General features: G+C 68.7%; 25 protein-coding genes and 5 pseudogenes. 9 read left to right on the top strand and 21 right to left on the bottom strand.

The genetic code is table 11. The features are described from left to right. The first annotated feature begins 123 nt into the window (after window positions 1-123). The 3 genes from BTZ20_RS10730 (at window position 124) to BTZ20_RS10720 (ending at window position 1978) form a co-directional block, all read left to right on the top strand. A complete protein-coding gene (locus tag BTZ20_RS10730; RefSeq protein ID WP_223263719.1) occupies window positions 124-930 on the top strand; it encodes a tyrosine-protein phosphatase in 807 nt (268 codons plus the stop codon). Window positions 931-977: 47 nt separating this feature from the next. Further along, window positions 978-1454 carry a toxin-antitoxin system HicB family antitoxin gene (locus BTZ20_RS10725; RefSeq protein WP_077041348.1) on the top strand — a complete coding sequence of 159 codons (477 nt, stop codon included), beginning with the start codon at window positions 978-980 and terminating at the stop codon, window positions 1452-1454. An 89-nt stretch (window positions 1455-1543) separates the two neighbouring features. Next, a complete protein-coding gene (locus tag BTZ20_RS10720; protein ID WP_077041347.1) occupies window positions 1544-1978 on the top strand; it encodes an SRPBCC family protein in 435 nt (144 codons plus the stop codon). Between the two features lie 26 nt (window positions 1979-2004). On the opposite strand, the pseudogene BTZ20_RS10715 reads toward BTZ20_RS10720, so the two are convergent. From BTZ20_RS10715 to BTZ20_RS10695, 5 genes and pseudogenes are all read right to left on the bottom strand, one after another. Next, window positions 2005-3218: pseudogene (locus BTZ20_RS10715) on the bottom strand (winged helix-turn-helix domain-containing protein). 59 nt (window positions 3219-3277) lie between these two features. After that, window positions 3278-3757: a flavodoxin family protein gene (locus tag BTZ20_RS10710; RefSeq protein WP_077041346.1), complete on the bottom strand. Its 480-nt coding sequence runs from the start codon at window positions 3755-3757 to the stop codon at window positions 3278-3280. A gap of 40 nt (window positions 3758-3797) precedes the next feature. Next, window positions 3798-4267, bottom strand: a pseudogene (locus BTZ20_RS10705) (hypothetical protein). After that, window positions 4264-5007 (bottom strand): 4-hydroxy-tetrahydrodipicolinate reductase, encoded by a 744-nt coding sequence (gene dapB, locus BTZ20_RS10700; protein WP_077043621.1) that lies wholly within the window; start codon window positions 5005-5007, stop codon window positions 4264-4266. The pseudogene BTZ20_RS10705 and the gene dapB overlap by 4 nt, the downstream one beginning before the upstream one ends. Window positions 5008-5086: 79 nt before the next feature. Next, the gene (locus BTZ20_RS10695) at window positions 5087-5536 is read right to left on the bottom strand and encodes an SgcJ/EcaC family oxidoreductase (protein ID WP_077041345.1); all 450 of its coding nucleotides are present in this window, start codon (window positions 5534-5536) and stop codon (window positions 5087-5089) included. Window positions 5537-5627: 91 nt separating this feature from the next. Between BTZ20_RS10695 and BTZ20_RS27975 the strand changes: the two are divergent. After that, a pseudogene (locus tag BTZ20_RS27975) lies at window positions 5628-5840 on the top strand (MarR family transcriptional regulator); the annotation flags it as partial. A 237-nt stretch (window positions 5841-6077) separates the two neighbouring features. Here the strand turns inward: BTZ20_RS27975 and BTZ20_RS10685 are convergent. From BTZ20_RS10685 to BTZ20_RS10660, 6 genes are all read right to left on the bottom strand, one after another. After that, window positions 6078-6932, bottom strand: a complete 855-nt coding sequence (locus BTZ20_RS10685) for an esterase/lipase family protein (RefSeq protein WP_223263718.1) — start codon at window positions 6930-6932, stop codon at window positions 6078-6080. Between the two features lie 119 nt (window positions 6933-7051). Further along, on the bottom strand, window positions 7052-8158 hold the full coding sequence (locus BTZ20_RS10680; RefSeq protein WP_077041343.1) for an alcohol dehydrogenase catalytic domain-containing protein: 1107 nt from the start codon (window positions 8156-8158) through the stop codon (window positions 7052-7054). Window positions 8159-8162: 4 nt separating this feature from the next. Further along, entirely contained in the window at window positions 8163-8540 is a 378-nt protein-coding gene (locus BTZ20_RS10675; protein WP_411269123.1) for a VanZ family protein, read from the bottom strand. A 3-nt stretch (window positions 8541-8543) separates the two neighbouring features. Beyond that, the gene (locus BTZ20_RS29415; RefSeq protein WP_077041342.1) at window positions 8544-9269 is read right to left on the bottom strand and encodes a LuxR C-terminal-related transcriptional regulator; all 726 of its coding nucleotides are present in this window, start codon (window positions 9267-9269) and stop codon (window positions 8544-8546) included. Continuing rightward, on the bottom strand, window positions 9200-9775 hold the full coding sequence (locus BTZ20_RS10665; protein WP_145982272.1) for a hypothetical protein: 576 nt from the start codon (window positions 9773-9775) through the stop codon (window positions 9200-9202). The genes BTZ20_RS29415 and BTZ20_RS10665 overlap by 70 nt, the downstream gene beginning before the upstream one ends. Further along, complete coding sequence (locus tag BTZ20_RS10660; RefSeq protein ID WP_189636630.1) at window positions 9715-11376, bottom strand: ATP-binding protein; 1662 nt, start codon at window positions 11374-11376, stop codon at window positions 9715-9717. The genes BTZ20_RS10665 and BTZ20_RS10660 overlap by 61 nt, the downstream gene beginning before the upstream one ends. A 101-nt stretch (window positions 11377-11477) precedes the next feature. Here BTZ20_RS10660 and BTZ20_RS10655 point away from each other — a divergent pair, with 101 nt between their 5' ends. After that, window positions 11478-12620 carry an epoxide hydrolase family protein gene (locus BTZ20_RS10655; protein ID WP_077041339.1) on the top strand — a complete coding sequence of 381 codons (1143 nt, stop codon included), beginning with the start codon at window positions 11478-11480 and terminating at the stop codon, window positions 12618-12620. A 108-nt stretch (window positions 12621-12728) separates the two neighbouring features. Here the strand turns inward: BTZ20_RS10655 and BTZ20_RS10650 are convergent. From BTZ20_RS10650 to BTZ20_RS10630, 5 genes and pseudogenes are all read right to left on the bottom strand, one after another. After that, window positions 12729-14059: pseudogene (locus BTZ20_RS10650) on the bottom strand (M16 family metallopeptidase). Window positions 14060-14195: 136 nt separating this feature from the next. Beyond that, window positions 14196-16478: a polyribonucleotide nucleotidyltransferase gene (locus BTZ20_RS10645; RefSeq protein ID WP_077041338.1), complete on the bottom strand. Its 2283-nt coding sequence runs from the start codon at window positions 16476-16478 to the stop codon at window positions 14196-14198. Window positions 16479-16852: 374 nt separating this feature from the next. Beyond that, window positions 16853-17122: a 30S ribosomal protein S15 gene (gene rpsO, locus BTZ20_RS10640; protein ID WP_077041337.1), complete on the bottom strand. Its 270-nt coding sequence runs from the start codon at window positions 17120-17122 to the stop codon at window positions 16853-16855. Window positions 17123-17257: 135 nt separating this feature from the next. Continuing rightward, window positions 17258-18238: a bifunctional riboflavin kinase/FAD synthetase gene (locus BTZ20_RS10635; protein ID WP_189636629.1), complete on the bottom strand. Its 981-nt coding sequence runs from the start codon at window positions 18236-18238 to the stop codon at window positions 17258-17260. 43 nt (window positions 18239-18281) lie between these two features. Next, complete coding sequence (locus tag BTZ20_RS10630; protein ID WP_223263717.1) at window positions 18282-19016, bottom strand: TetR/AcrR family transcriptional regulator; 735 nt, start codon at window positions 19014-19016, stop codon at window positions 18282-18284. A 177-nt stretch (window positions 19017-19193) separates the two neighbouring features. Here BTZ20_RS10630 and BTZ20_RS10625 point away from each other — a divergent pair, with 177 nt between their 5' ends. The 4 genes and pseudogenes from BTZ20_RS10625 (at window position 19194) to BTZ20_RS29770 (ending at window position 22060) form a co-directional block, all read left to right on the top strand. Then, window positions 19194-19919 carry a metal-dependent transcriptional regulator gene (locus BTZ20_RS10625; RefSeq protein WP_077041335.1) on the top strand — a complete coding sequence of 242 codons (726 nt, stop codon included), beginning with the start codon at window positions 19194-19196 and terminating at the stop codon, window positions 19917-19919. A 14-nt stretch (window positions 19920-19933) separates the two neighbouring features. After that, on the top strand, window positions 19934-20305 hold the full coding sequence (locus BTZ20_RS10620) for a hypothetical protein (RefSeq protein WP_145982271.1): 372 nt from the start codon (window positions 19934-19936) through the stop codon (window positions 20303-20305). 122 nt (window positions 20306-20427) lie between these two features. Further along, window positions 20428-21210 (top strand): DsbA family protein, encoded by a 783-nt coding sequence (locus BTZ20_RS10615; RefSeq protein ID WP_083742619.1) that lies wholly within the window; start codon window positions 20428-20430, stop codon window positions 21208-21210. Between the two features lie 11 nt (window positions 21211-21221). Further along, window positions 21222-22060 (top strand): annotated as a pseudogene (locus BTZ20_RS29770) (cytochrome c biogenesis CcdA family protein). Here BTZ20_RS29770 and truB read toward each other — a convergent pair. Genes truB through BTZ20_RS10585 form a run of 5 tightly spaced genes read right to left on the bottom strand, consistent with a single transcriptional unit; the run spans window position 22057 to window position 26939 of the window. Continuing rightward, window positions 22057-22977, bottom strand: a complete 921-nt coding sequence (truB, locus tag BTZ20_RS10605; protein ID WP_077041333.1) for a tRNA pseudouridine(55) synthase TruB — start codon at window positions 22975-22977, stop codon at window positions 22057-22059. The pseudogene BTZ20_RS29770 and the gene truB overlap by 4 nt on opposite strands. A gap of 11 nt (window positions 22978-22988) precedes the next feature. Then, window positions 22989-23657, bottom strand: coding sequence for a 4'-phosphopantetheinyl transferase Npt (gene npt, locus BTZ20_RS10600; protein WP_077041332.1), 669 nt, complete (start codon window positions 23655-23657; stop codon window positions 22989-22991). Then, on the bottom strand, window positions 23654-24580 hold the full coding sequence (locus BTZ20_RS10595) for a metallophosphoesterase family protein (protein WP_077043617.1): 927 nt from the start codon (window positions 24578-24580) through the stop codon (window positions 23654-23656). The genes npt and BTZ20_RS10595 overlap by 4 nt, the downstream gene beginning before the upstream one ends. 5 nt (window positions 24581-24585) lie before the next feature. Then, window positions 24586-25902, bottom strand: coding sequence for an MATE family efflux transporter (locus BTZ20_RS10590; RefSeq protein ID WP_077041331.1), 1317 nt, complete (start codon window positions 25900-25902; stop codon window positions 24586-24588). Between the two features lie 56 nt (window positions 25903-25958). After that, entirely contained in the window at window positions 25959-26939 is a 981-nt protein-coding gene (locus BTZ20_RS10585) for a DHH family phosphoesterase (RefSeq protein WP_077041330.1), read from the bottom strand. Between the last annotated feature and the right edge of the window lie 2 nt (window positions 26940-26941).

The raw sequence follows: 26941 nt of genomic DNA, 5'->3' as shown, positions 1-26941 counted from the left end.
CCGAATCACCGCACCCTATCGGCGCGACTCCTCGCGTTCACCTGAACGGTGTACCAACTCCAGTGTCCGAACGTCTTGGATCACCGCTCCGTGATCCGCGCCCACCCCTGATGGAGACACCTCGTGGCCCTCACCATGAACCGCGCCCGCGTCCTGCGCGCGGTCGCCGCCCTCGCCGTCGGAACCTCGATCTTCGTCGGTTCCGCCGCAGGCACCGCCCTCGCCTCGGCGCCGGCCGCTGTCGAGCAGCCCACCTTCGACCGGTCCCTGCACCTCGACGGCGCCAAGAACGCCCGCGACGTCGGCGGATACACCACCGTCGACGGCCGCACGGTCAAGACCGGGCTCGTCTTCCGCACCGATGCGCTGAACAAGCTGTCCCCCGCCGACCTCACCAAGCTCGAGGGCCGCAACGTCAAGGCCGTCGACGACCTGCGCACCGTCTACGAGCGGGCCCTGCAGCCCGACCTCGTGCCCGCGGGCGCCAAGGCCAACTGGTACGACGTGCTCGGCGCCTCACCCGTCACCACGCTGGTCGACCTGAACTCGGCGTACCGCGCCTTCATCACCGGCCCCGGCGCCAACGAGGCCTTCGCCGCCGTGCTCCGCGACATCCGCGACACCGACGGCTCGGTGCTCTTCCACTGCAGCGCGGGCAAGGACAGGACCGGCTGGACCGCGGCGGTGCTGCTGACGATCCTCGGTGTCGACCGCGCGACGGTGAACGCCGACTTCATGCTCAGCAACGTCTACCGCGGGGTCGACGCAACCAGCCCCACCGCGATGCTCGACGGCGTCAAGCAGGAATGGCTCGACAACGCCTTCGCCACCGCCGACGAGCGCTACAGCAGCTTCGACAACTACGTGCACCAGGGCCTCGGCCTGACCGACGCCGACATCGCCGCACTGAAGGCGAAGCTGCTCGCCTGACGCCACGGCACCTTGACCGACGTCAATTATGACGTCACAATGACGTCATGGAACTGTCGGAGTACACCACCACCCTGCGCGACGACCTGATCGCGGCGGCCGCCCTCGGCGACGAGAACACCAAGCGAATCGCCGAGGCGCTGGCCGTCGCGGCCGAGAACTCGGCGCGATTGATGCTGCTGTCCGCGCTCTCCGACCTGGCGGCGGAGGTGTCGACCGCGCTCGGCGACCGGACGGTGCACGTGCGACTCGACGGCGATCGAACGCATGTCGAGGTGGCTCGCCGTGCGCGGCCCGGATCCGGGCCGCGCGGCGAGAGCACGACGAGCGACTACATCAATGACGCCGTTGATGACGTCACAGGTGACATCTCCCGGGTGACCCTGCGCCTGGTGGATCAGATGAAGTCACGCGCGGAGGAGGCCGCATCCCAGAACGGGATGTCGCTGAACTCCTGGGTGTCGCAGGCCGTCCAGGGGGCACTGCGGGACCAGGTGCGCAAGGGCAGGCGTCCGGAGGAATGAGCTGGACGCGCGTCCGCAACCCAGGACGGTCCCGGAGTGATGTAATGACGCACTGAGTTTGGACGCAATCGCATTAAGGGGTGGGCTCGATGGCCGTGTCAGGCAACAAGGAATTCCACATCAAGGCCGATCCGGCCAAGGTGATGGAGGCAATCGTCGCGGTGGAACGGGTACCGGAGTGGTCGTCCTCGCACAAGTCGGTGATCGTCGAGAGCACCCACCCCGACGGCCGTCCGCTGCGCGTGCGCATGAAGGTCTCGGTGCTGGGCGTCAACGACGAGCAGGTCGTGGACTACCAGTGGGTCGGCGACGAGAAGGTGAGCTGGACCCTCGTGGAAAGCGACCAGCAGAAGACCCAGGACGGCTCGTACACGCTCGTCGCGGACGGCGACGGCACGAATGTGACCTTCGATCTGACCGTCGACCTGAAGATCCCGATGCCCGGGTTCATCGTCAAGCGCGGCCAGAAGATCGCCCTCGAAACGGCCTCGAAGGGTCTCACGAAGTTCGTCGAAACGCTCTGACCGACAACCGGATCCGATCCGGGTGATCAGACCCGGTCGGCGAGCGCGGCGGCGAGATCGCCGCGCTCACCGACCCTGACGTCCGAGAGCCCGAGCCAGTCCGCCATCTCGCGCAGCGACGAGGCCAGCGACTCCACCACGCGCCCGTCCCCGCGCTCGCCCTCCGCGAAGGCACCGAGCACCTGGAGGGCGTCGGCCCCGCGGTCGGCCTTGAGATCCACGCGGGCGACCAACTCGCCGTCGAGCAGGAACGGGAACACGTAGTACCCGTGCACCCGCTTGTGCTGGGGTGTGTAGATCTCGAGCCGGTAGTGGAAGTCGAAGATCCGTTCGGTCCGCGGGCGGAAGAACACCAGCGGGTCGAACGGGCACAGCAACGCCGCTCCGGTGATCCGGCGCGGCGTCCGCGCCTCGACGTGGTGGTAGGCGGGTACTCCCCAGCCGCGCACGGTCACCGGGACCAGGGTCCCCTCGTCCACCAGGTCCGCGATCGCGGTGGCGGCCTGGGCCCGCGAGAGCCGGTAGTAGTCGCGCAGGTCCGGCTCCGTCCCGACGCCGAGCGACCGCGCGGCGCGACGGATCAGTTCGCGCACCGCGTCCCCGTCGTCGATCCGGCTGGACACGACGCCGGCCGGGAGCACCCGGTCGGCGAGGTCGTAGCGCCGGACGAAGCCGACCCGCCTGTCCACCGACAGTGCACCCGCCGCGAAGAGCTGCTCGCAGATGACCTTCGTATCACTGCGATCCCACCACGGCCCGGCCTTGCGACCGCGGTCGATCTCGAGGTGCCGCTCGATGTCGCCCGCGCTCGCCGACCCGACCGCCGAGATCACGTCGAGGACGTCGCGAATCAGGGCCGGGTTCCGCTCGAGCACCTTGCGCTCCCCCTCCCAGCGACCGCCCTCGTAGGCGCGCATCCGCCAGCGCAGCAGCGGCCAGTCCCCACCGGGATCAGCGCCGCCTCGTGGGCCCAATACTCGACCAGCGCACGGGGCTTCGCGGCGGTGTGCCGCCACGCGGCGTCGTCCAGGAGACCCCGGTCGTAGGCGCCGATCCGGCTGAACACCGGCATGTAGTGCGCCCGCACGGCCACCGAGACCGAATCGATCTGCAGCAGCGAGGTCCTACCGACGGCCTTGAGCAGGTGCCTGCGGGTGGGCGCGGCGGTCGGGCGGGTGTCGGCGAACCCCTGTGCGGCCAGCGCGGTTCGCCTGGCGGCCGCGGCCGTCATCTCGAGCATGTCCCCACCCTGCCATCGGGGTCCGACATCCGATCGATTCCGCAGCGGCGCCTTCCGGTTCAGCCCCGGGATTCCGCCAGCGTCACCGCGACGGTCGCCCCCAGCTCGTAACAGAGTTCGCGGGCGCGGGCATCGATCCCGTCCGTTACCTCCACCGTCTGGGCCACCTTCGTCAGCGCGAGCCCGGCGACGATCTTGTCCACCGACCGCACCGCCCCTGCGGTGTCGTTGTTGCCGTGCACCCACAGCCCGTACGGGCGGCCCGCGACGGCGTCGAGGCACGGGTAGTAGACGGTGTCGAAGAAGTGCTTGAGTGCCCCCGACATGTAGCCGAAGTTCGCCGAGGTGCCGAAGACGTAGCCGTCCGCACCCAGCACATCCGGGATTGTGGCCCCGAGCGCAGGCAGCGAACGCACGGTGACACCCTCGATCTCCGGGTCATTGGCACCGCCGAGTACCGATTCGAGCAATTCGCGGGTAGCGGGCGAGGGCGTGTGGTGCACGACCAAAAGGGTTGGCTGCCTGCGCTCGTCCGTCACGTGGTCCAGAGTACGGCCGAGGCGGGACCGGCGGTGCGGGTCAGCCCTGCTCCCGCTCGGCCTGCTCCAGCGCGACGGCCCGGCGCATGGTGTCGCGGGCCCGGCCGCGATCGCCCGCGTAGTCGTACGCCCGCGCGAGCCGGTAGGAGTTGCGCCAGTTGTCCGGATCGGCCTCCCACTCCGACTTCACCTGTGCGAAAAGCTGATCCGCGGCGTCCCTGTCGACGCGGCCGGAGGGCCGCTTCGGCAGCTCCGACACGTCGAGCTCGAGGCCCTCGTCCGCGATGCGCTGCGCGAGGTGCTGGTGCTGAAACCCGGCGCGCAGCGTCACCACCACGATCCAGACTCCCAGCACCGGCAGCAGCAACACGCCGATTCCCAGCCCGATCGGCGCGACTCCCCCTCCCGGATCAGGTCGAGGCCGCGCTGGCCGAGCAGCACGAAGTAGAAGCCGAGCGCGAGGACGATCGCCGCGATGGTGACGACGACCTTGGTGGTGCCGTTCTTCACAGGTCGAGCAGGGGGTCGATGCCGACGGTGAGCCCCGGACGACCCGCGATCTCCCGGACACCGAGCAGAACGCCGGGCGCGAAGGAGTTGCGGTCGATCGAATCGTGCCGGATGGTCAGCGTCTCACCCTGGGTTCCGAGCAGAACCTCCTGGTGCGCAACGAGTCCCGCGAGACGGACCGAGTGAACCCTGACCCCGTTCACGTCGGCGCCGCGCGCACCCTCGAGCTCGGTGGAGGTCGCGTCCGGGCTCGGCCCGCGGCCGGCCTTCTCGCGTGCCGCCGCGATCAACGCGGCGGTGCGGTAGGCGGTGCCCGACGGAGCGTCCGCCTTGTTCGGGTGGTGCAGTTCGATGACCTCGACCGAGTCGAAGAATCGCGCGGCCTGCTCGGCGAACCGCATCGACAGCACCGCGCCGATGGCGAAGTTCGGTGCGATCAGCACGCCCACCTCGGGGTTCTGCACCAGCCAGGACTGCACGGTGGCCAGCCTGGCGTCGTCGAAGCCGGTGGTCCCGACGACCGCATGGATGCGGTTGGCGACAAGGAACTCCAGGTTCCCCATCACCACATCGGGGTGGGTGAAATCGACAACGACCTGCGTGCGGGTGTCGACGAACGTCTCGATCCGATCGCCCTGGTCGACCTGCGCGACGAGTTCCAGATCGGGCGCGGCCTCAACGGCCTCGCAGATAGCGCGGCCGACCTTGCCGCTGGCACCCAGAACACCGACCCGGATCATCGTCACTCGATTCACTCTCCGTCTATCACGTTGACTCTCGAAGGAAGCCTACGCAATCGCACCCGCGGCGCGCGCGGCGCTACCGATCCGCCGCGGGCACCAGACCGGGCGCCGTCCGGAACGAGATCCGCTCCATCAACGGCCTGCGCTTGGTGTTGTGAAACGCCGCGATCCGCCACCGCCCGTCGGCCTCGCGGACCATCGCGTACGTCTGGACCTTGCCGAGCTTCGCGGGAGGATCTCCCTTGAAGGTGTCGCCGCGGCCGGTGACCACGGCGGCGTCCGCGCCGAGGAACCTGACCTCGAGCACCTGGTCCGCCAGGCGGGTTCCCTTGACGAACTTGTCGAACAGCACCCGATGACTCTCGACGATGTCGGCGCGGCCCCGGTAGTAGGTGCCGACATAGGTGACGTAGGTGGCATCGTCGGTGAACTGCGCGCCGTAGGCATCGGCGTCGTGGCGCCCCCACGCGTCGACCAGTGCATCGATGACCTGACCGATCGCGGCGCGATCCTCGGTGGTACCCATACCGTCCTCCTCCTCGTTAGACTGGAGCAGATACTGCACATAATCATTATCTGCATGCGTGCAGATATAAGACTAGGAGGGATGCACGGTCATGGCAAGCGATACCGAGGCTAACCGGCACGCGATCTTCCGCGAATACCTCGACGCCGTCGGCCTCAACGGCCTGGCCAGCGCGGAAGCGGCTGGGCTGCACACCTCCGAATGGCACGCCCTGAGCAGGATCGGCCTGCACGGCAGCCTGACGTCGGGTCAGCTGGCGGCCGAGACCGGCCTCACCACCGGCGCCACCACCCGCCTGATCGACCGTCTCGAGCGCGCCGGGTACGTGCGGCGGGCAGCCGATCCCGCCGACCGCAGGCGCGTGATCATCGAACCGGTCGCGGAAGCCCTACCCGAGGTCGACGAGGTGGTGGGCCCGGCCCGCCGACGCCTGGCCGAGGTCCTCAGTCGATACTCCCCGAACAGCTCGACCTGCTGTTCGACTATTTCTCGCACGCCGCGCCGGCCTTTCGCGCGGCCACCGAGGAGATCCGCGCCGCGACTACTTCCCGGAACAGGGGTCCGCGGAGAAGCTCGGGTCCAGCGCCTTCCTGACGATATAGCCGGCCGTCGGCGAGGTGGCGAGCGCGATGTGGTCGGAGTGATCCGCGGCGCACAGGTCCTGGATCCACAGATTCTCGACCGTGGCACCGGGGCCCGCGGCGAGGAAGGTCGCCTCTGGCGGCGTGGAGATCGAGTCGTTCCGGCTCGCGACGACCGTGTAGTCGATCCCCGGCAGGGTGTCACCACCGGAGTTCAGTGCGGTGATCACCGGACTGTCCACGAGCTGCTGGACCGAGGCCTTGCCCGCGACGCCCTCGGCCAGACCGACAATCGGCGGGATCCGCTTCGCCAGCTCGGACATCCCGGACATCGTGGTGCCGTGATTGGTCGCGCCGAGCGTGATCAGCGTGCGAACCTTGTTCTGCGACGGATGCTCGGCGTTCGCACCGCCCTCGAACCTGAGGAACTGGCGGGCGACCACCCCGCCCTGCGAATGCGCGACGACGTCCACCTGATCGGCGCCGGTGCTCTCCAGCACGCGACCGACGAACGCACCGACCTGCCTGGCCGACGTCGGGATGTCGCCGGTCGCGTACATGCCCATCGCGCCCATCATGCTCGTCGGGTCCTGGCCGTAGTTCAGCGTGAAGACGCAGTACCCGTCCGCCGCGAGTTCGGGCGAGAGACCGTCCCAGCTGTTCTGGTTGCTCATGGTGCCGTGCAACAGGACGACGGGACGCGGATGATCGGCGGTGGGCTTGCACTCCCAGATGTTCGCGCCTGGCGGCGCCTCCGCGGGCTCGGAATCGCCGACCGACCCGGCGCCCGCCGGACCTGCGACGGCAAATGTCAACGCGCCCAGTGTGATCAACGCTGTTCCGACCCGACGGATCAGGGTCCAGGCACTCATAGGTCTTGTCACGGCTGGACAGTAACGCAGATCACAGCCTCTTGCGCGCCGGAGCGGCCGGCTCAGTCGAAGACGATCACCTGACGGATCGCCCGGCCCTCGGCCAGCTCGTCCATGCCGCGATTGATGTCGTCGAGCGTGATCTGCGAGGAGATCAGCCGCTCGACGGGCAGTCGGCCCTCGCGCCACATCTGCGCGTACCTCGGGATGTCCCTCGAGGGCACGGCCGATCCGAGGTAGCTGCCGACGATGGTCCTGGCCTCGGCGACCAGCAACAGCGGCGAAACCGAGGACCTGGCCTCGGGACTGGGCAGCCCGACCGTGACGGTGGTGCCGCCGGGGGCCGTCGCCGCCACCGCGGACTCGAAGGCGCGCGCGTTGCCCGCCGCCTCCACCACCAGCGATGCCCGCACGCCGCGTTCCGCCAGCTCAGTCGGGGTGTACACCTGCGTGGCGCCGAGTTCGGTTGCCACCGCGAGCTTCTCGGGCATCGCATCGACGCCGATCACCTCGCCGAGGCCGAGCGACACCGCGGTCAATATCGCGGCCATCCCCACCCCACCGAGGCCAACCACCATGATCGAATCCCCCGGCGCCGTCCGTGCCGCGTTCAGCACCGCGCCGCCGCCGGTCAGCACGGCGCACCCGAGCACCGCGGCGACCGCGGGTGGCACGTCGTCGCCAACCGGGACCACCGACCGGCGGTCGACCACCGCATGCGTCGCGAACCCGGACACACCGAGATGGTGGTGCACCGGCTCGCCGTCGCGGTGCAGCCGCTCCCCTCCGCCGAGCAGGGTGCCCGCGTTGTTCGCGGCACCGCCCGCGCTGCAGGGCATCCGGCCGTCGGTCGCACAGCCCGCACACTCACCGCAGCGCGGTAGGAAGGTCATCACCACGCGCTCACCGACCCTGACGTCGCTGACGCCGTCGCCGACCCGCTCGACGCGTCCCGCGGCCTCGTGACCGAGCAGCATCGGTACGGGTCGTACCCGGTTCCCGTCCACCACGGACAGGTCCGAGTGGCACAGCCCGGCCGCCTCGATGCGGACCAGCAGCTCGCCGGGGCCGGGCCCGTCGAGCTCGAGCTCCGAGATCGAGATGGGCCGCGACTGCGCGAACGGACGCTCCCGACCGATCTCCTCCAGCACCGCACCACGAATCCGCATGCCGCTACCTCTCCTCGTCGCGACCGTCCGTCGCCGGTCTCCGCTGTCCAGCCTGCCACGCCAGGAAGATCCCCAGCCCGACTGCCACACCCACGATGTCCGCGACCCAGTCCCAGACCGACGCGCTCCGGTGGATCGGCAGCAGACCCTGCAGGACCTCCGACGCCGCCGCGTAGAGCCCGGCCCAGACGACCACCGCCGCGACCCCGACACCCGCGAACCGCGCGCTGTAGGCCAGGGCCGCGAACATCAGCAGGTGGGTGACCTTGTCGATGTTCGGCGGCCCGCTCGGCACCGTGGAACCGGGTGAGAACAGCATCACGAGGGTGATGAGCGTGACGACGGCCAGCGGCACCACACGCCGCGATCGGAAGAGCGCCACCGGTCAGACGATTCCGCGGACCGACGCGGGGAACAACCCGTGCCGGTGCGCCGCAGCGGCGGCCTCGGTGCGGGACGCCGCACCGAGTTTGGTGAGAATGCGGGAGACGTGCACACCGGCGGTATTGGCACTGATGAACAGTTCCTCCGCGATGCCTCGATTGCTCAACCCCTGTGCGACGAGACGCAATACCTCGAGTTCGCGCGGGGTCAGGCCGAGAGTGCTGGAAACCTGATGCCCGGACGAGGCGCCCTTCGCCTGCGTACCGAGACTCAACCGGGCACGGGAAGCCATCTTCTGCGCCACATCCACCAATGCGGCCGCATCGAGGTCCGTCGCGATGGTCAACGCGTCCAGGAGGGCAGTCCCTGCCTCGGTCCGATCCCCGTGCACCAATGCGGCTTCGGCAGCGCCGAGCAGACTCCTCGCCTCCTCTTCGCGCTCCCCCAACGCTCGCCATTGCCGCACCGCGTCGGTCCAGATCGTCGAATCGCCGCTCCTGACTGCGGCGTAGACCGTGCGATACGCGGCCCCGACCGGCGTCGGCGACGGCAACACAGCCGCGAACTCTGTGAGATCCACCGTCAGTTCCGGGATTCGAGCACCGAGCACGAGCAGCATCCAGGCTTCACGCGGATGCCTCGCGAGCTCCTCGCCGATCAGCGCGTCGGCAAGAATGGTCGCCGCCTGTTCGTGCGAGCCCTGCTGGAGCGCGAGTCGGCAACGCACACCGGCCAACTCGAGCCGGTACTGTCCTGCCCAGAGGCTGCCCCGAGCAGTTCCCCTGCGATATCGGCGTCCGCCCCCGCCCTGTCCAGATGACCACGCGTCAACGAGATTCCAGCACGGTTCAACCGCAGCACCGCGGCGCTGAGCGGTGGTACGGGTTCTGCCAGGGTTTCGTCCACGAGGTTGACCGCCTCATCCCAACGCCCGAGTGCATGCAACGCCTGCACCCACTTCACCGTCAACAGCGGACCCTGCTCGGTGAATCGTAGGGTCTGGTGGGCGGCCCGTAGTCCCTGCTGGATGGCGTGAATCGCCGTCTCGTAGTCGCCGGCCGCGACGAGCATGGCCGACTCCCAGGTGACCACCTCGAGCAGGGTCCGCGGATCCTCGGCCGCCGCGTGCGCATCGGCGAAATGTGCCACCGCCGTCTCGGTTTCGGTTGCCGTCAAGCCGAGGTAGGCATTCGCCCGCGCGATGAGCGACGGTACGGCGAGCTGCTCACCCACCTCCAATGCGGCTGCGGCACAGCGCGCGGCGTCCTCCGATCGGCCACCGAAGGCCAGGGTCCCGGCCAGGTCCGCCTGGACCTCCCCGAGCAACGGCGTCGGCGCTTCGGGGGTAGCAGTTCCAGTGCCCGCAACAGATCGTCCCGACCGCCCTTACCCGCCTTGTTCCGTAGCACCGCCCGCCGATGTCGCAACAGCGCGACCCGGTGCGGATACAACTGCGCATCAACGGCCTCGATCGCCTCGTCCGCCGCATCGATGCCTCGCTCGCCCGTCGCTCCGCGATAGCAGGCGTCAACGATCTGCTCGAGTACTGCGAGCCGGTCGGCCACGGGCCGTTCCGCGTTCTCCGGGACTTTGTCCCACAACTCCAGGACCCGTTCCAGGTGCCTCAGTCGCTCCGGGTGCGCGCCTGCAACTTCAGCGATTCCCGACGCCGCCCAGGATGCCTCCAACGCGAGCGCCGGTTCCCCCGCCACCAGGGCATGCTCGGCGAGCTCGGCGCTGTGACTTTCCACCGGAACGAGACTCGGATATTTCTGCAGCAGGCGCGCCAGCCGTGCGTGCAGGCGGTTCCGTTCGATCGGCAGCAGATCGGTGTACACCGCCCGCTTCAGCAGGACGTGGTGGAACTCGTAGCCGGTATCCACGGTGACCAGCAGCCGATGGTCGATGAGTTCGCGCACCGCGGCATTCAATGCCCGTTCGGGCAGTTCGGCGGCGGCCTCCAGGAGTTCGTGTCCGACCGGCGAGCCGGCCACGGCGGAGACCTGCAACACCACGAGAGCGTCGTCGGAGAGCCCTGATCGGCAGGCCAGCAGTAGTTCGCTGAGCTCCACCGGTGCGTCCTCCGGCGACAGGCTCAGCGCCGCGACGAACAGCGGATTACCCGCACTACGGTCGAAAACCCTAGCCACCATGTCGGATTCGGGTTCGGTTCCGAGTATCGCCGCGAGCTGGCGGCCCACTTCATGCTTGGTGAACGGGGTCGGCGCAATGCTTCGCACCCCCGGATTGCGTGCGAGTTCGGCGAGCATCTGCCGCATCTCGGGCGCGCCGACCGGCCGATAGGTGGCCACCAACAACACCTGGGTCACAGCCAGATTGGCGACCAGGAAGGCGAGCAGTTCCCGGCTGGAGTCATCGGCCCAGTGCAGGTCCTCGATCACCACCACCACAGGCTCGGCGGCGGCCAGCTGTTCGAACAGGGTGAGGATCTCCCCGAACAGCCGGATGCGATCGGATTCCACTGCCGAGCTCGATTCCGTGGTCAGCTCGGGAAGCCACCGGCCGAGCGCCGGGCGCGCCGGGAGTAGCGCCGCGAGCCGTGTGGCACCCAACCGACGAATCAGCGTTCGCATGATGGCGATGAACGGTGCGAACGGCACACCCTCGTTGCCGAACTCCGGGCATCGACCGATCAGGACCAGCGTTCCCGCAGGTAGCCGATCAGTGAACTCACCGATCAGCCGAGACTTCCCGATACCGGCCTCACCTGCCACCAGCACGGCGTGCACCAGTGGATCCCGCTGACCGTCGAGCAATGTGGTCAACTCACCGCCCCGCCCGACGAAGGTGCTGCTGACAGGGAGGTTCACCACCGGACCGATCATGCCGCAAAGAGCCATACAGAGCCATCACGGCCAGAAGTAACGAAGATTCATGATTCGCCGACCCCCTCGTTACCGGAACAGTGAATGCCATGACAAACACCGAGATCCGCCCCTTCCGCGTCGACATCCAACAGGCCGACCTCGACGATCTGCGTGACCGCCTGGCTCGCACCCGCTGGATCGACGAGATCCCCGGGGTCGGCTGGGAGCGCGGCGTACCCACCGCCTACCTGAAGGAGCTGGCCGACTACTGGGCCGACAAGTTCGATTGGCGCGCAGCAGAGGCCGAACTCAACGCGCACCCGCAGTTCACCACCGTCATCGACGGGCAGAAGATTCATTTCCTGCACGTTCGCTCTGCCCGCGAGGATGCCACCCCGCTGCTGCTCATTCACGGCTGGCCCAGCTCGGTGGTCGACTTCCTCGACCTGATCGACCCGCTCACCGACCCGTCCGACGATGCGCCCGCCTTCCACCTGGTGATCCCCTCCCTCCCCGGCCACGGTTTCTCCGGCCCCCTCACCGAAACCGGTTGGCACGACGGCCGGGTGGCGGCCGCCATGACCGACCTCATGACACGCCTCGGCTATGAGCGTTTCGGCGTGCATGGCGGTGACCACGGGGCGTTCATCGGCCCGCGGATCGGCCGCGACTTCGCCGACCGCGTGATCGGCGTACACGCCAATGCCCTGGTCACCTTCCCGACCGGCGACCCGGCCGACATGGCGGCGCTGACCGATACCGAGAAGCAGCGTCTGGGTGCCATGAAGAACTTCCAGGACGATGGCTCGGCGTACATGCAGCTCAACGGCACCCGCCCGAACACCATCGCGCAGCTGCTGGCAGATTCGCCGACCGGGCAGCTGGGCTGGATCGTGGAGAAGTTCAAGGAGTGGACCGACCAGTCGCACGAGCTCCCGGATATGGCCGTGGACCGGGATCGACTGCTCACCATCGTCAGCATCTACTGGCTCACCGATACCGCAGGCAGTGTCGCCAACCTCTACTACGAGCGCTTCCACGACGCCGCCATGTTCGCGCCCAAGCCGCGCGGCACCGTGCCCACCGGCGTCGCGGTGTTCAAGGACGGCGACTTCGCGATCCGCCGCTTCGCCGAGAAGGCGCACAACATCACGCACTGGTCCGAGTTCTACAAGGGCGGTCACTTCCCCGCCCTGGAGGTCCCCGACCTGCTGATCGACGATATCCGCGCCTTCTTCGCCGGCCTGTAGCTGCACGCATCCCCGTGTGACAGAGAGGCTTCCCGGTCACCTGTAGCCCGCGTCCGAGCGCGGGCTACAGGTGTGCCGAGTTCAGCAGTACGTAGGAAGCGTCAGCGGTCAGACGATTCCGCGGACGGCGGCAGGCAGGTCCCTCTTGCGCTTGTAGGGACCGACGACCGAGGCGCCGAACGGCCGGGTCAACAGCATCGCGGCGACCTCACGCACCTCCTCGGTGGTGACCTCGTCTATCCGTGCCAGCGTCTCCGAGATGCTGCGGTGGTTCCCGTAGTTCAGTTCGCTTCGGCCGATCCGGTGCATCCGGGAGCCGGAATCCTCCAGGCCGAGAACCAGTCCGCCGCGGATCGAACCCTTGGCGCGCGCGCATTCGTCGTCGGTGATGCCGTTGGCCGCAACGTTCGCGAGCACCTCGCGGATCACCGTCGTCACCTCGCCGAGGTTCTCCGGCTGGCAACCGGCGTACACCGAGAACGCGCCGCTGTCCGCGAACGTGTCGATGCTCGAGTACACCGAATACGCAAGGCCGCGCGACTCCCGGATCTCCTGGAACAGACGGGAACTGAGCCCACCACCGACGGCGGTGTTCAGCACGGACAGCGCCCACCTGTGACCCTCGTGCCGCCCGAATGCGCGCACACCCATGCACAGGTGCGCCTGCTCGCTGTCGCGCCCACGCAGGGTGAGCTCGGGGACGGTGCGCAGCCGCAGCCGGCCCTCGCGCCGCTCCGCCGGTTTCGGCCCCCTGGTCAGGTGCCCCTTGAAACTGCGCCGCACCAGTGCGACGGTCTCGTCGTGGTCCACATTGCCCGCCACCGCCACGACCATCCGCGGCGGCGTGTACCGGCGGACGTGGAACGAGTGCAGCTGGGTGCGGGACATCGACTCGATCGACTCGACGCTGCCGATCACCGGGCGGCCCACCGGGTGGTCACCGAAGAGCGCGGTCAGGAAGTCGTCACCGAGCAGGTCCTCGGGGTCGTCGTCGCGCATCGAGATCTCCTCGAGCACCACCTGGCGCTCGACGTCGACGTCGTCGGAGCGGCAGCGTCCCGCAGCACGACATCGCTGACCAGGTCGATGGCCAGCGGCAGGTCGTCGTCGAGCACGTGCGCGTAGAAGCAGGTGTGCTCGCGGGAAGTGAAGGCGTTGAGCTCGCCGCCGATGCCGTCGACCACCTGGGCGATCTCCAGCGCGCTTCGGGTCGGCGTCGACTTGAAGAGCAGGTGCTCGAGGAAGTGCGCGGCGCCCGCCACCGACGGTTGCTCGTCGCGAGACCCCACGCCCACCCACACGCCCACCGATGCGGAACGGACGCCCGGCATGTGCTCGGTGACCACCCGGAGACCGCCGGGGAGGACGGTGCGTCGGACTCCGAAGTCCTCGGATCTGGTCGTCAGTGCGGAGGTTCGACTGCGATTGTGTGCGGCCATGAAGTGGGTCTACGGTCCTCGTCAGCTGTGCGGGTGTGAGGCTCAAACAGTACACACCGGGCGGGATACGAAAACACCGGTGCTCCCGCGCGAGCGCGCGGGAGCACCGGTGTTCAACCAGCCGATAGGGCCGGATCTACTCCGAGTCGGTCGCCTCGTCGGCGGCCGCGTCAGCAGGCGCGTCCGATGCCGAGGACTCGTCCTCGACGGGGATCAGCGAGATCTTGCCGCGGTTGTCGATGTCGGCGATCTCGACGCGGAGCTTGGAGCCCACGTTGACCACGTCCTCGACCTTGGCGATCCGCTTGCCGTTGCCCAGCTTCGAGATGTGCACCAGCCCATCGCGGCCCGGGAGCAGCGAGACGAACGCGCCGAAGGCGGTGGTCTTGACGACCGTGCCGAGGAAACGCTCGCCCACCTTGGGCAGCTGCGGGTTGGCGATGGCGTTGATCATGTCGATCGCGGCCTGCGCAGACGGACCATCGGTGGCGCCGACGAACACGGTGCCGTCGTCCTCGATGGAGATGTTCGCACCGGTCTGCTCGGTGATCGAGTTGATCATCTTGCCCTTGGGCCCGATGACCTCGCCGATCTTGTCCACCGGCACCTTGATGGCCGTGACGCGCGGGGCGTACGGGCTCATCTCGTCCGGGGTGTCGATGGCCTCGGCCATGACCTCGAGGATCGTGGTGCGGGCATCGTGCGCCTGCGAGAGCGCGCCTGCCAGCACCTTGGACGGGATGCCGTCGAGCTTCGTGTCCAGCTGCAGCGCCGTGACGAAGTCCTTCGTGCCCGCGACCTTGAAGTCCATGTCGCCGAACGCATCCTCGGCACCGAGGATGTCGGTCAGCGCGACGTACCGGGTCTCACCGTCGACCTGGTCGGAGACCAGGCCCATGGCGATGCCCGCGACCGGAGCCTTCAGCGGCACACCGGCGTTGAGCAGCGACAGGGTCGAGGCACAGACGGAACCCATCGAGGTGGAACCGTTGGAGCTCAACGCCTCCGAGACCTGACGGATCGCGTACGGGAACTCGTCCTGGCTCGGCAGCACCGGCATCAGGGCGCGCTCGGCGAGGGCGCCGTGGCCGATCTCGCGACGCTTCGGCGAGCCGACGCGACCGGTCTCACCGGTGGAGTACGGCGGGAAGTTGTAGTGGTGCATGTAACGCTTGCTGGTCTCGGGGCCCAGCGAGTCGATCTGCTGCGCCATCTTGACCATGTCGAGGGTGGTGACGCCCATGATCTGGGTCTCGCCACGCTCGAACAGCGCGGAGCCGTGGGCCCGCGGGATGACCGCGACCTCGGCCGACAACGAACGGATGTCCGTGATGCCGCGGCCGTCGATGCGGAAGTGGTCCTTGAGGATCCGCTGGCGCACGAGCTTCTTGGTCAGCGAGCGGAACGCCGCGCCGATCTCCTTCTCGCGACCCTCGAAGTTCGGGGCGACCAGCTCGAGGACCTCGACCTTGATCTCGTCGGTCTTGTCGTCGCGCTCCTGCTTGCCCGCGATGGTCAGTGCGGCGCTGAGCTTGTCGGCTGCGGCCTTCTCCACGGCGGCGAAGACGTCGTCCTGGTAGGCCGGGAACACCGGGTAGTCGCCGGTCGGCTTGGCGGCCTTGGCGGCGAGTGCCTGCTGAGCGGTGCACAGACGCGCGATGAACGGCTTGGCGGCCTCGAGGCCCTCGGCCACGATCGCCTCGGTCGGCGCCTGCGCGCCGCCCTCGATCAGGTCGATCACGTGTGCGGGCGCCTCGGCCTCGACCATCATGATCGCGACGTCGGCGTCGTCACCGGAACCGGAGACGATACGGCCGGCGACGACCATGTCGAAGACCGCGGTCTCGAGCTGCTCGACGGTCGGGAAGGCGACCCACTGGCCCTTCTTGTTCTCCTCCGAGGTGAGCAGCGCGACACGAACGCCACCGACCGGGCCGGAGAACGGCAGGCCCGCGATCTGCGTCGACGCCGAGGCGGCGTTGATCGCCACCACGTCGTACAGGTCCTTCGGGTCCAGGCTCAGGACCGTCACGACGACCTGGATCTCGTTGCGCAGACCGTCGACGAAGGACGGGCGCAGCGGCCGGTCGATCAGGCGGCAGGTCAGGATCGCGTCCGTGGAGGGACGACCCTCACGACGGAAGAAGGAGCCGGGGATGCGGCCCGCGGCGTACATGCGCTCCTCGACGTCCACCGTGAGGGGGAAGAAGTCGAAGTGCTCCTTGGGGTGCTTGCTGGCCGTGGTGGCCGACAGCAGCATGGTCTCGTCGTCCAGGTAGGCGACGACCGCGCCTGCGGCCTGCTGCGCGAGACGACCGGTCTCGAAACGGATGGTGCGGGTGCCGTAGCTCCCGTTGTCGATCACGGCGGTGGATTCGAACACGCCCTCGTCGACTTCTACTGCGGAATTCTCTGTCATCTTTTCTCTTCTCGTCCTCTCGTCTTTTGCCGTATCCGTGTGTGGGCGTCGCAGCCCTCCTGGCTGCGACGCGCACCATCACGACGGTCCAGCGCCCGAGGCGGGCGGGAACATCGCTGCGCGGAGGCGGTCATCGATCGAAGCCCTCCGGATTGGCGCCGTCGTGTGACCGACGCGTCCGAGTGACCACTACCGAGGACCGACGCCACGGCTTCAGGTACGTACGGCTGGATCCCGTGGATCCGATGCTAAAGCTGCGGCGTGAAAAACGCCGGTAGCCAGCGAGGCCAAGTCTATGCACTCGGCTCGCTGGCTACCGGGAAGTTCACGTCCAGATGACCCGCAACGTGTCGCGGGTCACCGTGCACGCCGAATTATCGACGCAGGCCCAGACGCTCGATCAGCGAGCGGTAACGCGCGATGTCGACCTTCTGAACGTACTTGAGCAGACGACGACGGCGTCCGACCAGCAGCAGCAGGCCGCGGCGGGAGTGGTGGTCGTGCTTGTGCTTCTTGAGGTGCTCGGTGAGATCGACGATGCGCTTGGTGAGCATCGCCACCTGCGCCTCCGGCGAACCGGTGTCGGTCTCGTGCAGTCCGTACTCGCCGAGGACGGACTTCTTCTCTTCGGTGGTCAATGCCACTGTGAATCTCCTGTAACTGACGTCCGCGTGATTGGAACCGCGGCTCCCACCCGAAGATGTTCACCCCAGTTGGTGCGGCCACCGCGGACCGCAGCACACACCGACAGCAGATACTACCAGGGCATACGGGGCGAACTACTCGCCGTGACGCAGGTCGGCCTCGATCAGGATCTCGCGCGAGCGCTCCGCGTCCCTGCCCATCTGCGTGACGAGTTCATCGACCGAGTCGAACTTCTCCATGCCGCGTAGTCGCTCCACGAAGTCGACCGCGACGTGCTGGCCGTACAGGTCGGCCTCACCGTCGAGCACGAACGCCTCGACCGTGCGGCTGCGTCCGGAGAACGTCGGGTTGGTGCCAACCGACACCGCCGCCTGGTGCCGCTCGCCAGGAACGACGGTTCCGGTCAGCGGTCCGGCGCCAAGGACGGTGAACCACGCCGCGTACACGCCGTCCGCGGGAATCGCCGAGTACATCGGGGGCGCGATGTTCGCCGTGGGGAAGCCGAGCTGGCGGCCGCGCCCGTCGCCGTGCACCACCACACCCTCGACCCGGTGCGGCCGACCCAGCGCCTCGGACGCGGCCGCGACGTCGCCTGCGTCCACGCACGAGCGGATGTACGTCGACGAGAAGGTCACCGCGTGTTCGGCCAGCAGACTGACCCCGTCGACCGCGAAGCCGAACCGTTCGCCGGTCTTGCGCAGCAGGTCCACGTTGCCTGCCGCCTTGCGCCCGAAGGTGAAGTTCTCGCCGACCACCACCTCGGCGACGTGCAGCCGCTCCACGAGGATCTCGTGCACGTAGCGCTCGGGGGTCAGCTTCATGAACTCCGGGGTGAACGGCATCACGCAGAAGACGTCGATGCCGAGTTCCTCGGCCAGTTCCGCCCTGCGCGCGAGCGTCGTCAATTGCGCGGGGTGACTGCCCGCGCGCACGACCTCGGCCGGATGTGGATCGAAAGTCATGAGCACACTTGCGATTCCACGCTCGCTGGCGGCCTTGACCGCCCTGCTGATCAGTTGTGCGTGCCCACGGTGCACGCCATCGAAAACGCCGATCGTGAGAACGCAACGACCCCAGTCGGCAGGCACTTCGTCGAGACCACGCCATCTCTGCACGAGTGGCAGCCTACGGCCCCGGTCCGAGTGCGTCACCTTCGGCTCAGGACTCGACGGCCTTCGCGGCGATCGCATTCGCGACCTCGGCGAGTCCGAGGGTGATCGCGTCGGTGTCCCTGTCGACCAACCAGCGCAGCACCAGACCGTCGACGACGGACAGGCTGCGGTGCGCGATCGACGCGACAGGCTCCGTCCAGACCATCCCGGTGCGGTCCGCACACTCGTCGAGAAACGCCGTGACCTCACGGTCCATGATCCGGTACTGCTCGCCGACGACATCGCCCGCATCGGGCGATCCCGCCTCGCGCAGGCGCAGGGCATGCGTGGCGATCTCATAGGTCAGCAACCTGCGATTCGGATTGGCCTCGACGATCGACCACATGGCCTTCAGCCCGATCCGGACGAACTCACGCAGTCCCGCCTGTCCGTGCGCCTGTGGTGCGTCGCCCACCGCGGCGAGCACCATCTGCGAGGCTGTGCTCAGTTCGAGCACCAGCCGCTCCGCCATCTCCGTCAGGAGCGCTTCCTTGCTCGTGAAGCAGTAGTGCACCATCCCGAGGGATATGCCCGCCTCCCGTGCGATCGCCCGCACCGTGACCGCGCCGATTCCGCCGCGCTCGGCGATGTCCAGCGCACACTCGATCAATTGGCGGCGGCGCTCGTCGGCGGTCAGCCGAGCTGTCGAGACCGGGGCGGAAGCCGTGGGGCCACCCGAGGGCGCCGACTGAACCGTCACCGCGCCGGTCGTCATCGTGTCGGTCATCATCGTGGAGGTCATCGCATATTGATACCAGCGCTAAGGGGCTCTGGTGAGATGGCGGACACGCGTTAGGGGTCGAATAGGGGCCGGCCCGTGTCCCCAGCCCCTATCCCCCGCGAATCCCCCCTGTCGGGTCCCCCGCCCCCGGCCCCGAGAGTGTCGGCTTACGCCCGCAGGCGTGCATTGCCTAAGCTCATGATCGTGGCCGAGAGCAAGAGTGGACCGAGCGAGACCGGGAGCGCGGCGGCGCCGGAATCCCTGACCACCGTCGCGCAGGACTATCTCAAGGTGATCTGGACGGCAGGCGAATGGTCCGGCGAGCACGTCTCGACGAAGATGCTCTCCGAGAAGATCGGGGTATCGGCCTCCACCGTGTCCGAGGCGATCCGCAAGCTCGCGGGCCAGGGTCTGGTCGACCACGCCCGCTACGGATCGATCGCGCTGACCGACAGGGGCAGGGCCGCCGCGATCGGCATGGTCCGCAGGCATCGGCTGATCGAGACCTTCCTGGTCAACGAGCTCGGCTATGGCTGGGACGAGGTCCACGACGAGGCCGAGGTCCTCGAGCACGCGGTCTCGGAGCTGATGATCGCCCGGATCGACGCCAAGCTGGGCCATCCGGAGCGGGACCCGCACGGCGACCCGATCCCGACCGCCGACGGCGCGATCCCGACCCCGCCCGCCCGGCAGCTCAGCGATTTCGCGGACGGCGAGAGCGGCCGGGTGGCGAGGATCTCCGACTCCGACCCGGCGATGCTGCGGTACTTCGACACGGTGGGGATCGCCCTCGACCTGACGATCACGGTGATCGAACGACGCGACTTCGCCGGCACCGTCTCGGTCCGGCTCGGGGACGGCGTCGACGACACCGTGGACCTGGGCAATCCGGCCGCCGAGGCGATCTGGCTCGTCGAGGGCTGACCGGGGTGCGGCGAGTGAGGACCATGCTGCTCGGCGGCGTGCTGACCGCGATCATCGGATTGTTCATCGGGATCATCGCGGCCTGCCCGCTCGCCGAGCGGACCGTGGTCGCCGAAGGTTCCGCGCTCGCTCATACCGCGCCGGTCACCGCCGATCAACGCGATGCCATCGGCAAGTCGCCCTCCTGTCGTAAGGATCCGGCCGCACCGGTCGCGCCGATCCAGGCGGGGGTTCCCCATCGCGAGGACATTCGGATTCCGCTCGCCGTCCACCACGCACCCGCGCCGCTGATGCTCGGGCGCTCGATCCACACCGGCTTCGGACCGGTCGACACGAACGGTCCGCCGTCACCGGCCATGGACCTGACCACAATTCTGCGAATTTAGACGACCCGTGCCCGGCCTCGACGTCGCCCGATGGGCGGTGCTCGGGCCGGGCTTCGCCATGTCCTCAATTCGCGGTTTCGCGCGCCACCGAGTCGGCGCGCGCCCAGTCAGGAGCCATCCCCATGTCCAACCGTCCCCAGAGTCGTGCCAAGAAGTCCGCTCCCACACCGCTTCGGACCGGTTCACCCGCCCGCAAGATCGGCGCGGCGCTCGCCCTCCTCGCAGCGGTCGGATTGCTCTTCCTCGCGATCTCACAGATCGGTGATCGCACCGAATCCGAACAGCCGGACAGGGCCGCGGCGACGCAGTCGGGCGAGAGCGAGATGTACCGACAGCTGGCCGCGTTCGCGCGCCGCGATGCGGCCGATCCGATGGCACGGGGCTCGGTGACCGCACCTGTGGTCATGATCGAGTACTCCGATTTCCAGTGCCCGTTCTGCCGCCAGTTCGCACAGAACACCGAGCCCGAACTGATCGAGAAGTACGTCGACAGCGGCCAGTTGCGGATCGAATGGCGCAACCTCGCCATCTTCGGCGACGAATCCGAGCTCGCGGCGCGCGCCGCCTGGGCGGCCGGGCAGCAGGACAAGTTCCCGGAAATGCACGCGATCATGTTCGAGCACTCGCCCGCCAAGAAGAACACCGGCGTGTACACCGCCGATCGACTGACCGAATGGGCCGGGCAGGCCGGCGTCGCGGACCTGACCAGGTTCCGTGCCGACATGGATTCCGATGCCGCGCGCGCCGCCATGAACACCGATGTCGACGAGGCGGTCGGCATCGGCATCAATTCCACCCCCGCCTTCCTGATCAACGGCAGGCCGGTCCTCGGCGCGCGTCCGATCGAGCAGATGATCGCGGTCATCGAAGCGGGACTGCAGGACGACACCGAGGCGGGTCGGTAGTGGGCTTCGGAATCGGATACGGCGCAGCCTTCCTCGGCGGGCTGCTCGCCCTGCTCAGCCCGTGCAGCGCGCTGCTGCTGCCCAGCTTCTTCGCCTACTCCTTCAACTCCACCGGCAAGCTGCTCACCCGCACCGGCACGTTCTACCTGGGCCTGTGCACGACTCTCGTGCCGCTGGGCGCGGCCGGTTCCCTCCTGGGTGGGGTGCTGACCCGGCACCGCGAAACGGTGATCACGATCGGCGGTGTGACCATCATCGTGCTGGGCATCCTCCAGATCCTCGGCCGCGGTTTCTCATTCGAGTTCGCGCAGCGCACGATGGCCGAGCACGGCCGATCCGACAGGGGTGGCGCCGTCTATCTGCTCGGCATGGTCTACGGCCTGTCCGGGTTCTGTGTCGGCCCCATTCTGGGCTCGATCCTCACCGTTGCGGCGCTGAGTTCCTCCCCATCCACGGTGGTTCGCTGCTGGCCGTCTACGCCCTCGGGATGGCCATGCCGCTGTTCCTGATGGCGATCCTCTGGGACCGCTTCGATCTGGGTCATCGCCGCTGGCTGCGGGGTCGGGCCATCACGGTCGGCCGCTTCCACCTGCACACCACATCGCTGATCTCCGGGGTCTTCTTCATTGCCGTCGGCGTCCTGTTCCTCGTGTCCGACGGCACTTCCGCCCTGGCCGGAACCGTCGGAGCCGATACCGGTTTCACGCTGGAGACCCAGGTCATGCGGTTGGGCGATGCCGTCCCGACGACAGCCGTGCTGCTCCTGCTCGGCGTCGCAGCGCTGCTGGTGCTGGCCTGGCGGCTCCTGCGGCCGGGGGTGCGGGCCGAGGATTCGCCCGATTCGGACTAGTGCTCGCGCAGCGTCGCCGGGCGGACCACCATCACCGAGCTGGCTCGCCTGCCACGCTCCTGCAGCAGTGCGATCGTGTGGCCGCCCGGGTCGATGGCCGCGTAGGTGCCCGGGATCCCGATCGGCTCGAGCCACCGACCCTGGCTGATCGACTCGGCCTCGTCCGCGGTGATCTGCCGGTGGGCGAACGCGGTCTGGGCGGCCTGATCGATGTCGAGGCTGACCGCCGGATCCTCGGCGAGCGCCTCGAGGGTGCGCGCGTGCTCCAGGGTAAACGGGCCGACCCGGGTGCGCCGCAGCACCGTCAGGTGTCCGCCGACGCCGAGCGCGGCACCCAGGTCCCGGGCCAGCGCCCGGACGTAGGTTCCTGACGAGCACTCGACCTCCACGTCCAGGTCGACGAACGGTCCGTCGCGCCTGGTCTCGGTCAGCGCGAACCGGTCCACCGTGACGGGCCGGGCCTTGAGTTCGAACTCCTCGCCCGCGCGGATCAGCTTGTGGGCCCGCTGCCCGTCCACCTTGATCGCGCTGACGCTGGCCGGGACCTGGGAGATGTCGCCGGTCAGCGTGCCCATCACGGCCGCGATCTCGGCGTCGGTGACGGCGGAGGCGTCGGCCTCCGACATCGGCTCGCCCTCGGCGTCGTCGGTGGTCATCGCCTGGCCCAGCCGGATCGTCGCCGTGTACGCCTTGGTGGTCAGGGCCAGCAGCCCGAGCAGCTTGGTGGCCCGCTCGACGCCGAGCACCAGCACGCCGGTGGCCATCGGATCGAGGGTGCCCGCATGCCCGACCTTGCGTGTGTTCAGGATCTTGCGGCACCGCGCCACGACGTCGTGGCTGGTCATCCCCGCGTCCTTGTCGACGATCAGCAGCCCGGCGCCAACGAGGCCGGAGGACGGTTTGCGGTGAGAAGACACGGGTTTCGAGACTACTGGACGGTGATCGCGGTGATCACCAGGCCGTCGGCGACCATCCAGCGGCCGTCGAACGAGGACAGCGGCGGGCCCGACGTCGCCTCCCCCGGCACCAGCAGCTTCGAATGGAAGGTGCCCTCCGCCGTGCCCTCAGCGGCCTCGGACAGGGTGAAGGTGATGTGCGCCTCCTCGAACCCGAGCCAGCGGCCGGTCACCGGGAACCAGGCCTTGTAGGTGGCCTCCTTGGCGCAGAAGAGGATCCGGTCCCAGTGCACGACGCCCGCCTCGGTGGCCGCGATGGCGGTGCGCTCCTCCGGCAGGCTGACCGCGTCGAGGACACCGTCCGGCAGCGGGCCGTGCGGCTCCGCGTCGATGCCGACCGACCGCACCTGCATCGAGTAGCCGAGGACCGCGCCGCGGTAGCCGTCGCAGTGCGTCAGGCTGCCGACCACCCCACGCGGGAACAGCGGGACGCCCCGCTCGCCCCTGAGGATCGGGGCCGGGTCCATGCCGAGCTTGTCGAGCGCGACCCGCGCGCAGTGCCGCGCGCTTGTGAACTCGCGGCGGCGCTTCTCGACCGCCCTGGAGATCAGCGACTCCTCCTGCGGGTGCGGCACGAGTCCGGGCGGATCCTCGAACAGCTCGGCGAACGCGACGCCGGTCGGCAGAATCTTCTCGATCACGCGCGCCCCGCCCTCATCGCATCGAATTCGGCTTCCTGCTCCGGGGTGACCTTGAAGTGGCCGCCCCACTTGTTCAGCGTGCCCGGCGGGTACTCCGGCACCGGCAGGATCTGACGCAGCAGCCGCTCGGGCATCCCGCGGCGCTGCCACTCACGCGGATAGCCGAGCGAGACCTCCTCGAAGCGGACGCCGTCGTAGTAGGTGGTGCGCGGGATGTGCAGGTGGCCGTACACGCTGCAGATGGCGTTGTACCGGGTGTGCCAGTCGGCCGTCAGCTCGGTGCCGCACCACAGCGAGAACTCCGGGTAGAACAGCACCGAGGTGGGCTCGCGGACCAGCGGGAAGTGATTGATCAGCACCGTCGGGATGGTGGGATCCAGCGCGTCCAGCCGGGCACGGGTCGACTCCACCCTGGCGTGACACCACGCCGCCCTTGTGCTGTACGGCTCGCAGGAGAGCAGGAACTCGTCGGTGGCGACCACGCCCTTGTCCCGCGCGATCTGCAGCGCGTGCGCCTTGGAGATCGATCCCGGCGGCCGGAACGTGTAGTCGTAGAGCAGGAACATCGGCACGAGGGTGGCGGGGCCGCCCTCGCCCTCCCACACCGGATAGGGATCCTCGGGCGTGATCACGTCGAGCTCGCGGCACATCGCGACCAGGTGGTCGTACCGGGCAGCGCCGTGGATCTGGACGGGATCCTTGGCCGTGGTCCACAGTTCGTGGTTGCCGGGCACCCAGATCACCTTCTCGAACCGGCCGCGGAGCAGTTTCAGCGCCCACGCGATGTCGTCGGTCTTCTCCGAGACGTCGCCCGCCAGGATCAGCCAGTCCTCCGGCGAATCCGGGTACAGCTCCTCGGTGATCGGACGATTCCCGCGATGCCCGACATGGGTGTCGCTCACCGCCCACAGCTTGCGTGTCACGTGCACTACCTTCCCGCCTGAATATCGGCACCGGTCACGGCCCATCGCCCGGAACCCACCCGCCACACGACGGCCAGCATCCGCAGCACCATGAACACCATAAGCCCCGACCAGATTCCCGCCAGACCCCAGTCCTGGACGAGCGAGAGCCAGATCACCGGCAGGAATCCGACGATCGCACAACCGAGCGTCGCGTTTCGCAGGAACGGCGCGTCGCCCGCGCCGAGCAACACCCCGTCCAGCGCGAAGACCACCCCGGCGACCGGCATGATCGCGACGAAGAACCACCAGATGACATCGATCTGGCCGAGGACGGCGGTGTCGTCGGTGAACAGCTCCGGGATCACCGTGTGCCCGAGCGCGAATGCCGCGGCGAGCGCCACCGCGAACACCGTCGACCACTCGGTGAGCCGGCGCGCGAGCCCCTTCGCCTGGGCCGCCCTGCCCGCACCGAGCGCCGCACCGACCAGCGTCTGCGCGGCGATCGCGAGCGAGTCCAGGGTCAGCGCCACCAGGTTCCAGAGCTGCAGAACCACCTGATGGGCGGCGACCGCGGCCGCCCCGAACCGGGCCGCGACGGCGGCCGCCGACAGGAAGCAGGCCTGGAAGGCGAGGCTCCGCAGGATCAGGTCCCGGCCCAGCATGATCTGGGCCCGCATCACCGCCGAGTCCGGCCGCAGGGAAACCCCCGAGCCCGAGGAACGGGCCTGTAGCAGCAGCGCCACGACGAAGAACGCCGCGGTGACGGCCTGCCCGACGACATTGGCGACCGCGGAGCCGATCAACCCCCAGCGCGGCGCGCCGAGGAGGCCGTGCACCAGAACCGGGCACAGCACGGCGGACAGCCCGAGTCCCACCAGCACGAAGCGCAGCGGGCGCACCGTGTTCTGCACCCCGCGCATCCAGCCGTTGCCCGCCATCGCCACCAGGATCAGGGGCGCACCGAACACCGCGATGCGCAGCCACGACAGCGCCTCGGCGGCGATGTCACCGCCGCCTGCGATCAGCGAGGTGACCGGCTCGGCCAGGACCTGGACCGCTGTGATGATCGCCAGCCCGATACCCACGGCCAGGTAGGTGGCCTGCACGCCCTCGCGGACCGCGCCCGACTCGTCGCCCGAGCCGTGCATCCGGGCGGCGCGGGCGGTGGTGCCGTAGGACAGGAAGGTGAGCTGGGTACTGACCTGCGCCAGGATCAGCCCGCCGACGGCCAGCCCGGCGAGCGCGAACGCGCCGAGCCTGCCGACCACCGCGATGTCGAAGAGCAGGTACAGCGGTTCGGCGGCCAGCACGCCGAGAGCGGGCAGCGCGAGCCCCAGTATCCGCGAGGCGGACGGTTCGGCCCGGCCCGCCGGGCGATCTGCTCAGCCAATGTCTGTCAGGTGAGGGCGCCGAGCAGCGCGGCTACGACGTACTCGCTGTCGCCCTCGGCGGTGTACCCGGAGGCGAACCGGTGTCCGCCCCCACCGAGGCGAGCGGCGATGACGGACACGTCGACGGCGGCCTTCGACCGCAGCGACACCGACCACATGCCGGGTGCGGTCTCCTTGAGCACAGCGGCGACCTCGGCCTCCGATGTGGTCCGGACGATGTCGATCACGCTCTCGATCTCCTCGGAGCGCATCCCGATGGTGTCCTCGTGCCGGAGTAGCGCGTACACGAGCCCCAGCCCCTCGGCGGAGTCGGGGACCAACTGCGCCGACCCGAGCACCGCGGCGAGCATCGGCAGCCAGCCGAACGGATGGGTGTCGAGCAGCACGCGGGCGATCTCCGCCGAATCGATGCCGGTGTCGATGAGCCGCTCGGCCAGCAGGTGGGTGCCGGGCTGGACCCAGCGGAACGAACCGGTGTCGGTGACAAGACCGGCGTACAGGCAGTGTGCGATGTCCCGATCGATCTCCACGCCCCACTCGTCGAGGAGCCGCGCGAGGATCGCAGTCGTCGACTCGGCCGATTCGTCGACCAGATTGTGCTCGGCGTACCGGGTGTTGGAGCGGTGGTGATCGATCACCAGGCTGGTGCGCGCGCCGTCGAAGCGATCGGCGAGGTGACCGAGCCGACCGCGGCTACCGCAGTCGACCGTCACCAACAGGTCCACCTCGGGTTTGACCTCCGAGGCCGCGGCCAGCAGGTGTGTTCCCGGCAGGCCGCTCATCGACTCGGGCAGTTCGTCCGGGCGGGCGAACGCCACCTGAACGGGGATGCCCTTGCGCTCGAGGACGATCGCAAGCGCGAGTCCGCTGCCGATGGTGTCCGCATCCGGCTGGATGTGGCACAGCACCGTCACCGATGCGGCGGCGGACAGCAACCCGACCGCGCCTGCCAGGTCGACGTCAGAGTTCTGCTCGGTCACGGTCATCC

Source organism: Rhodococcus sp. MTM3W5.2, assembly GCF_001984015.1.
Lineage (GTDB): Bacteria > Actinomycetota > Actinomycetes > Mycobacteriales > Mycobacteriaceae > Rhodococcus_G > Rhodococcus_G oryzae.
Note: the sequence above shows the minus strand (reverse complement) of the source record. Positions and strands in the feature narration are given on the sequence as shown.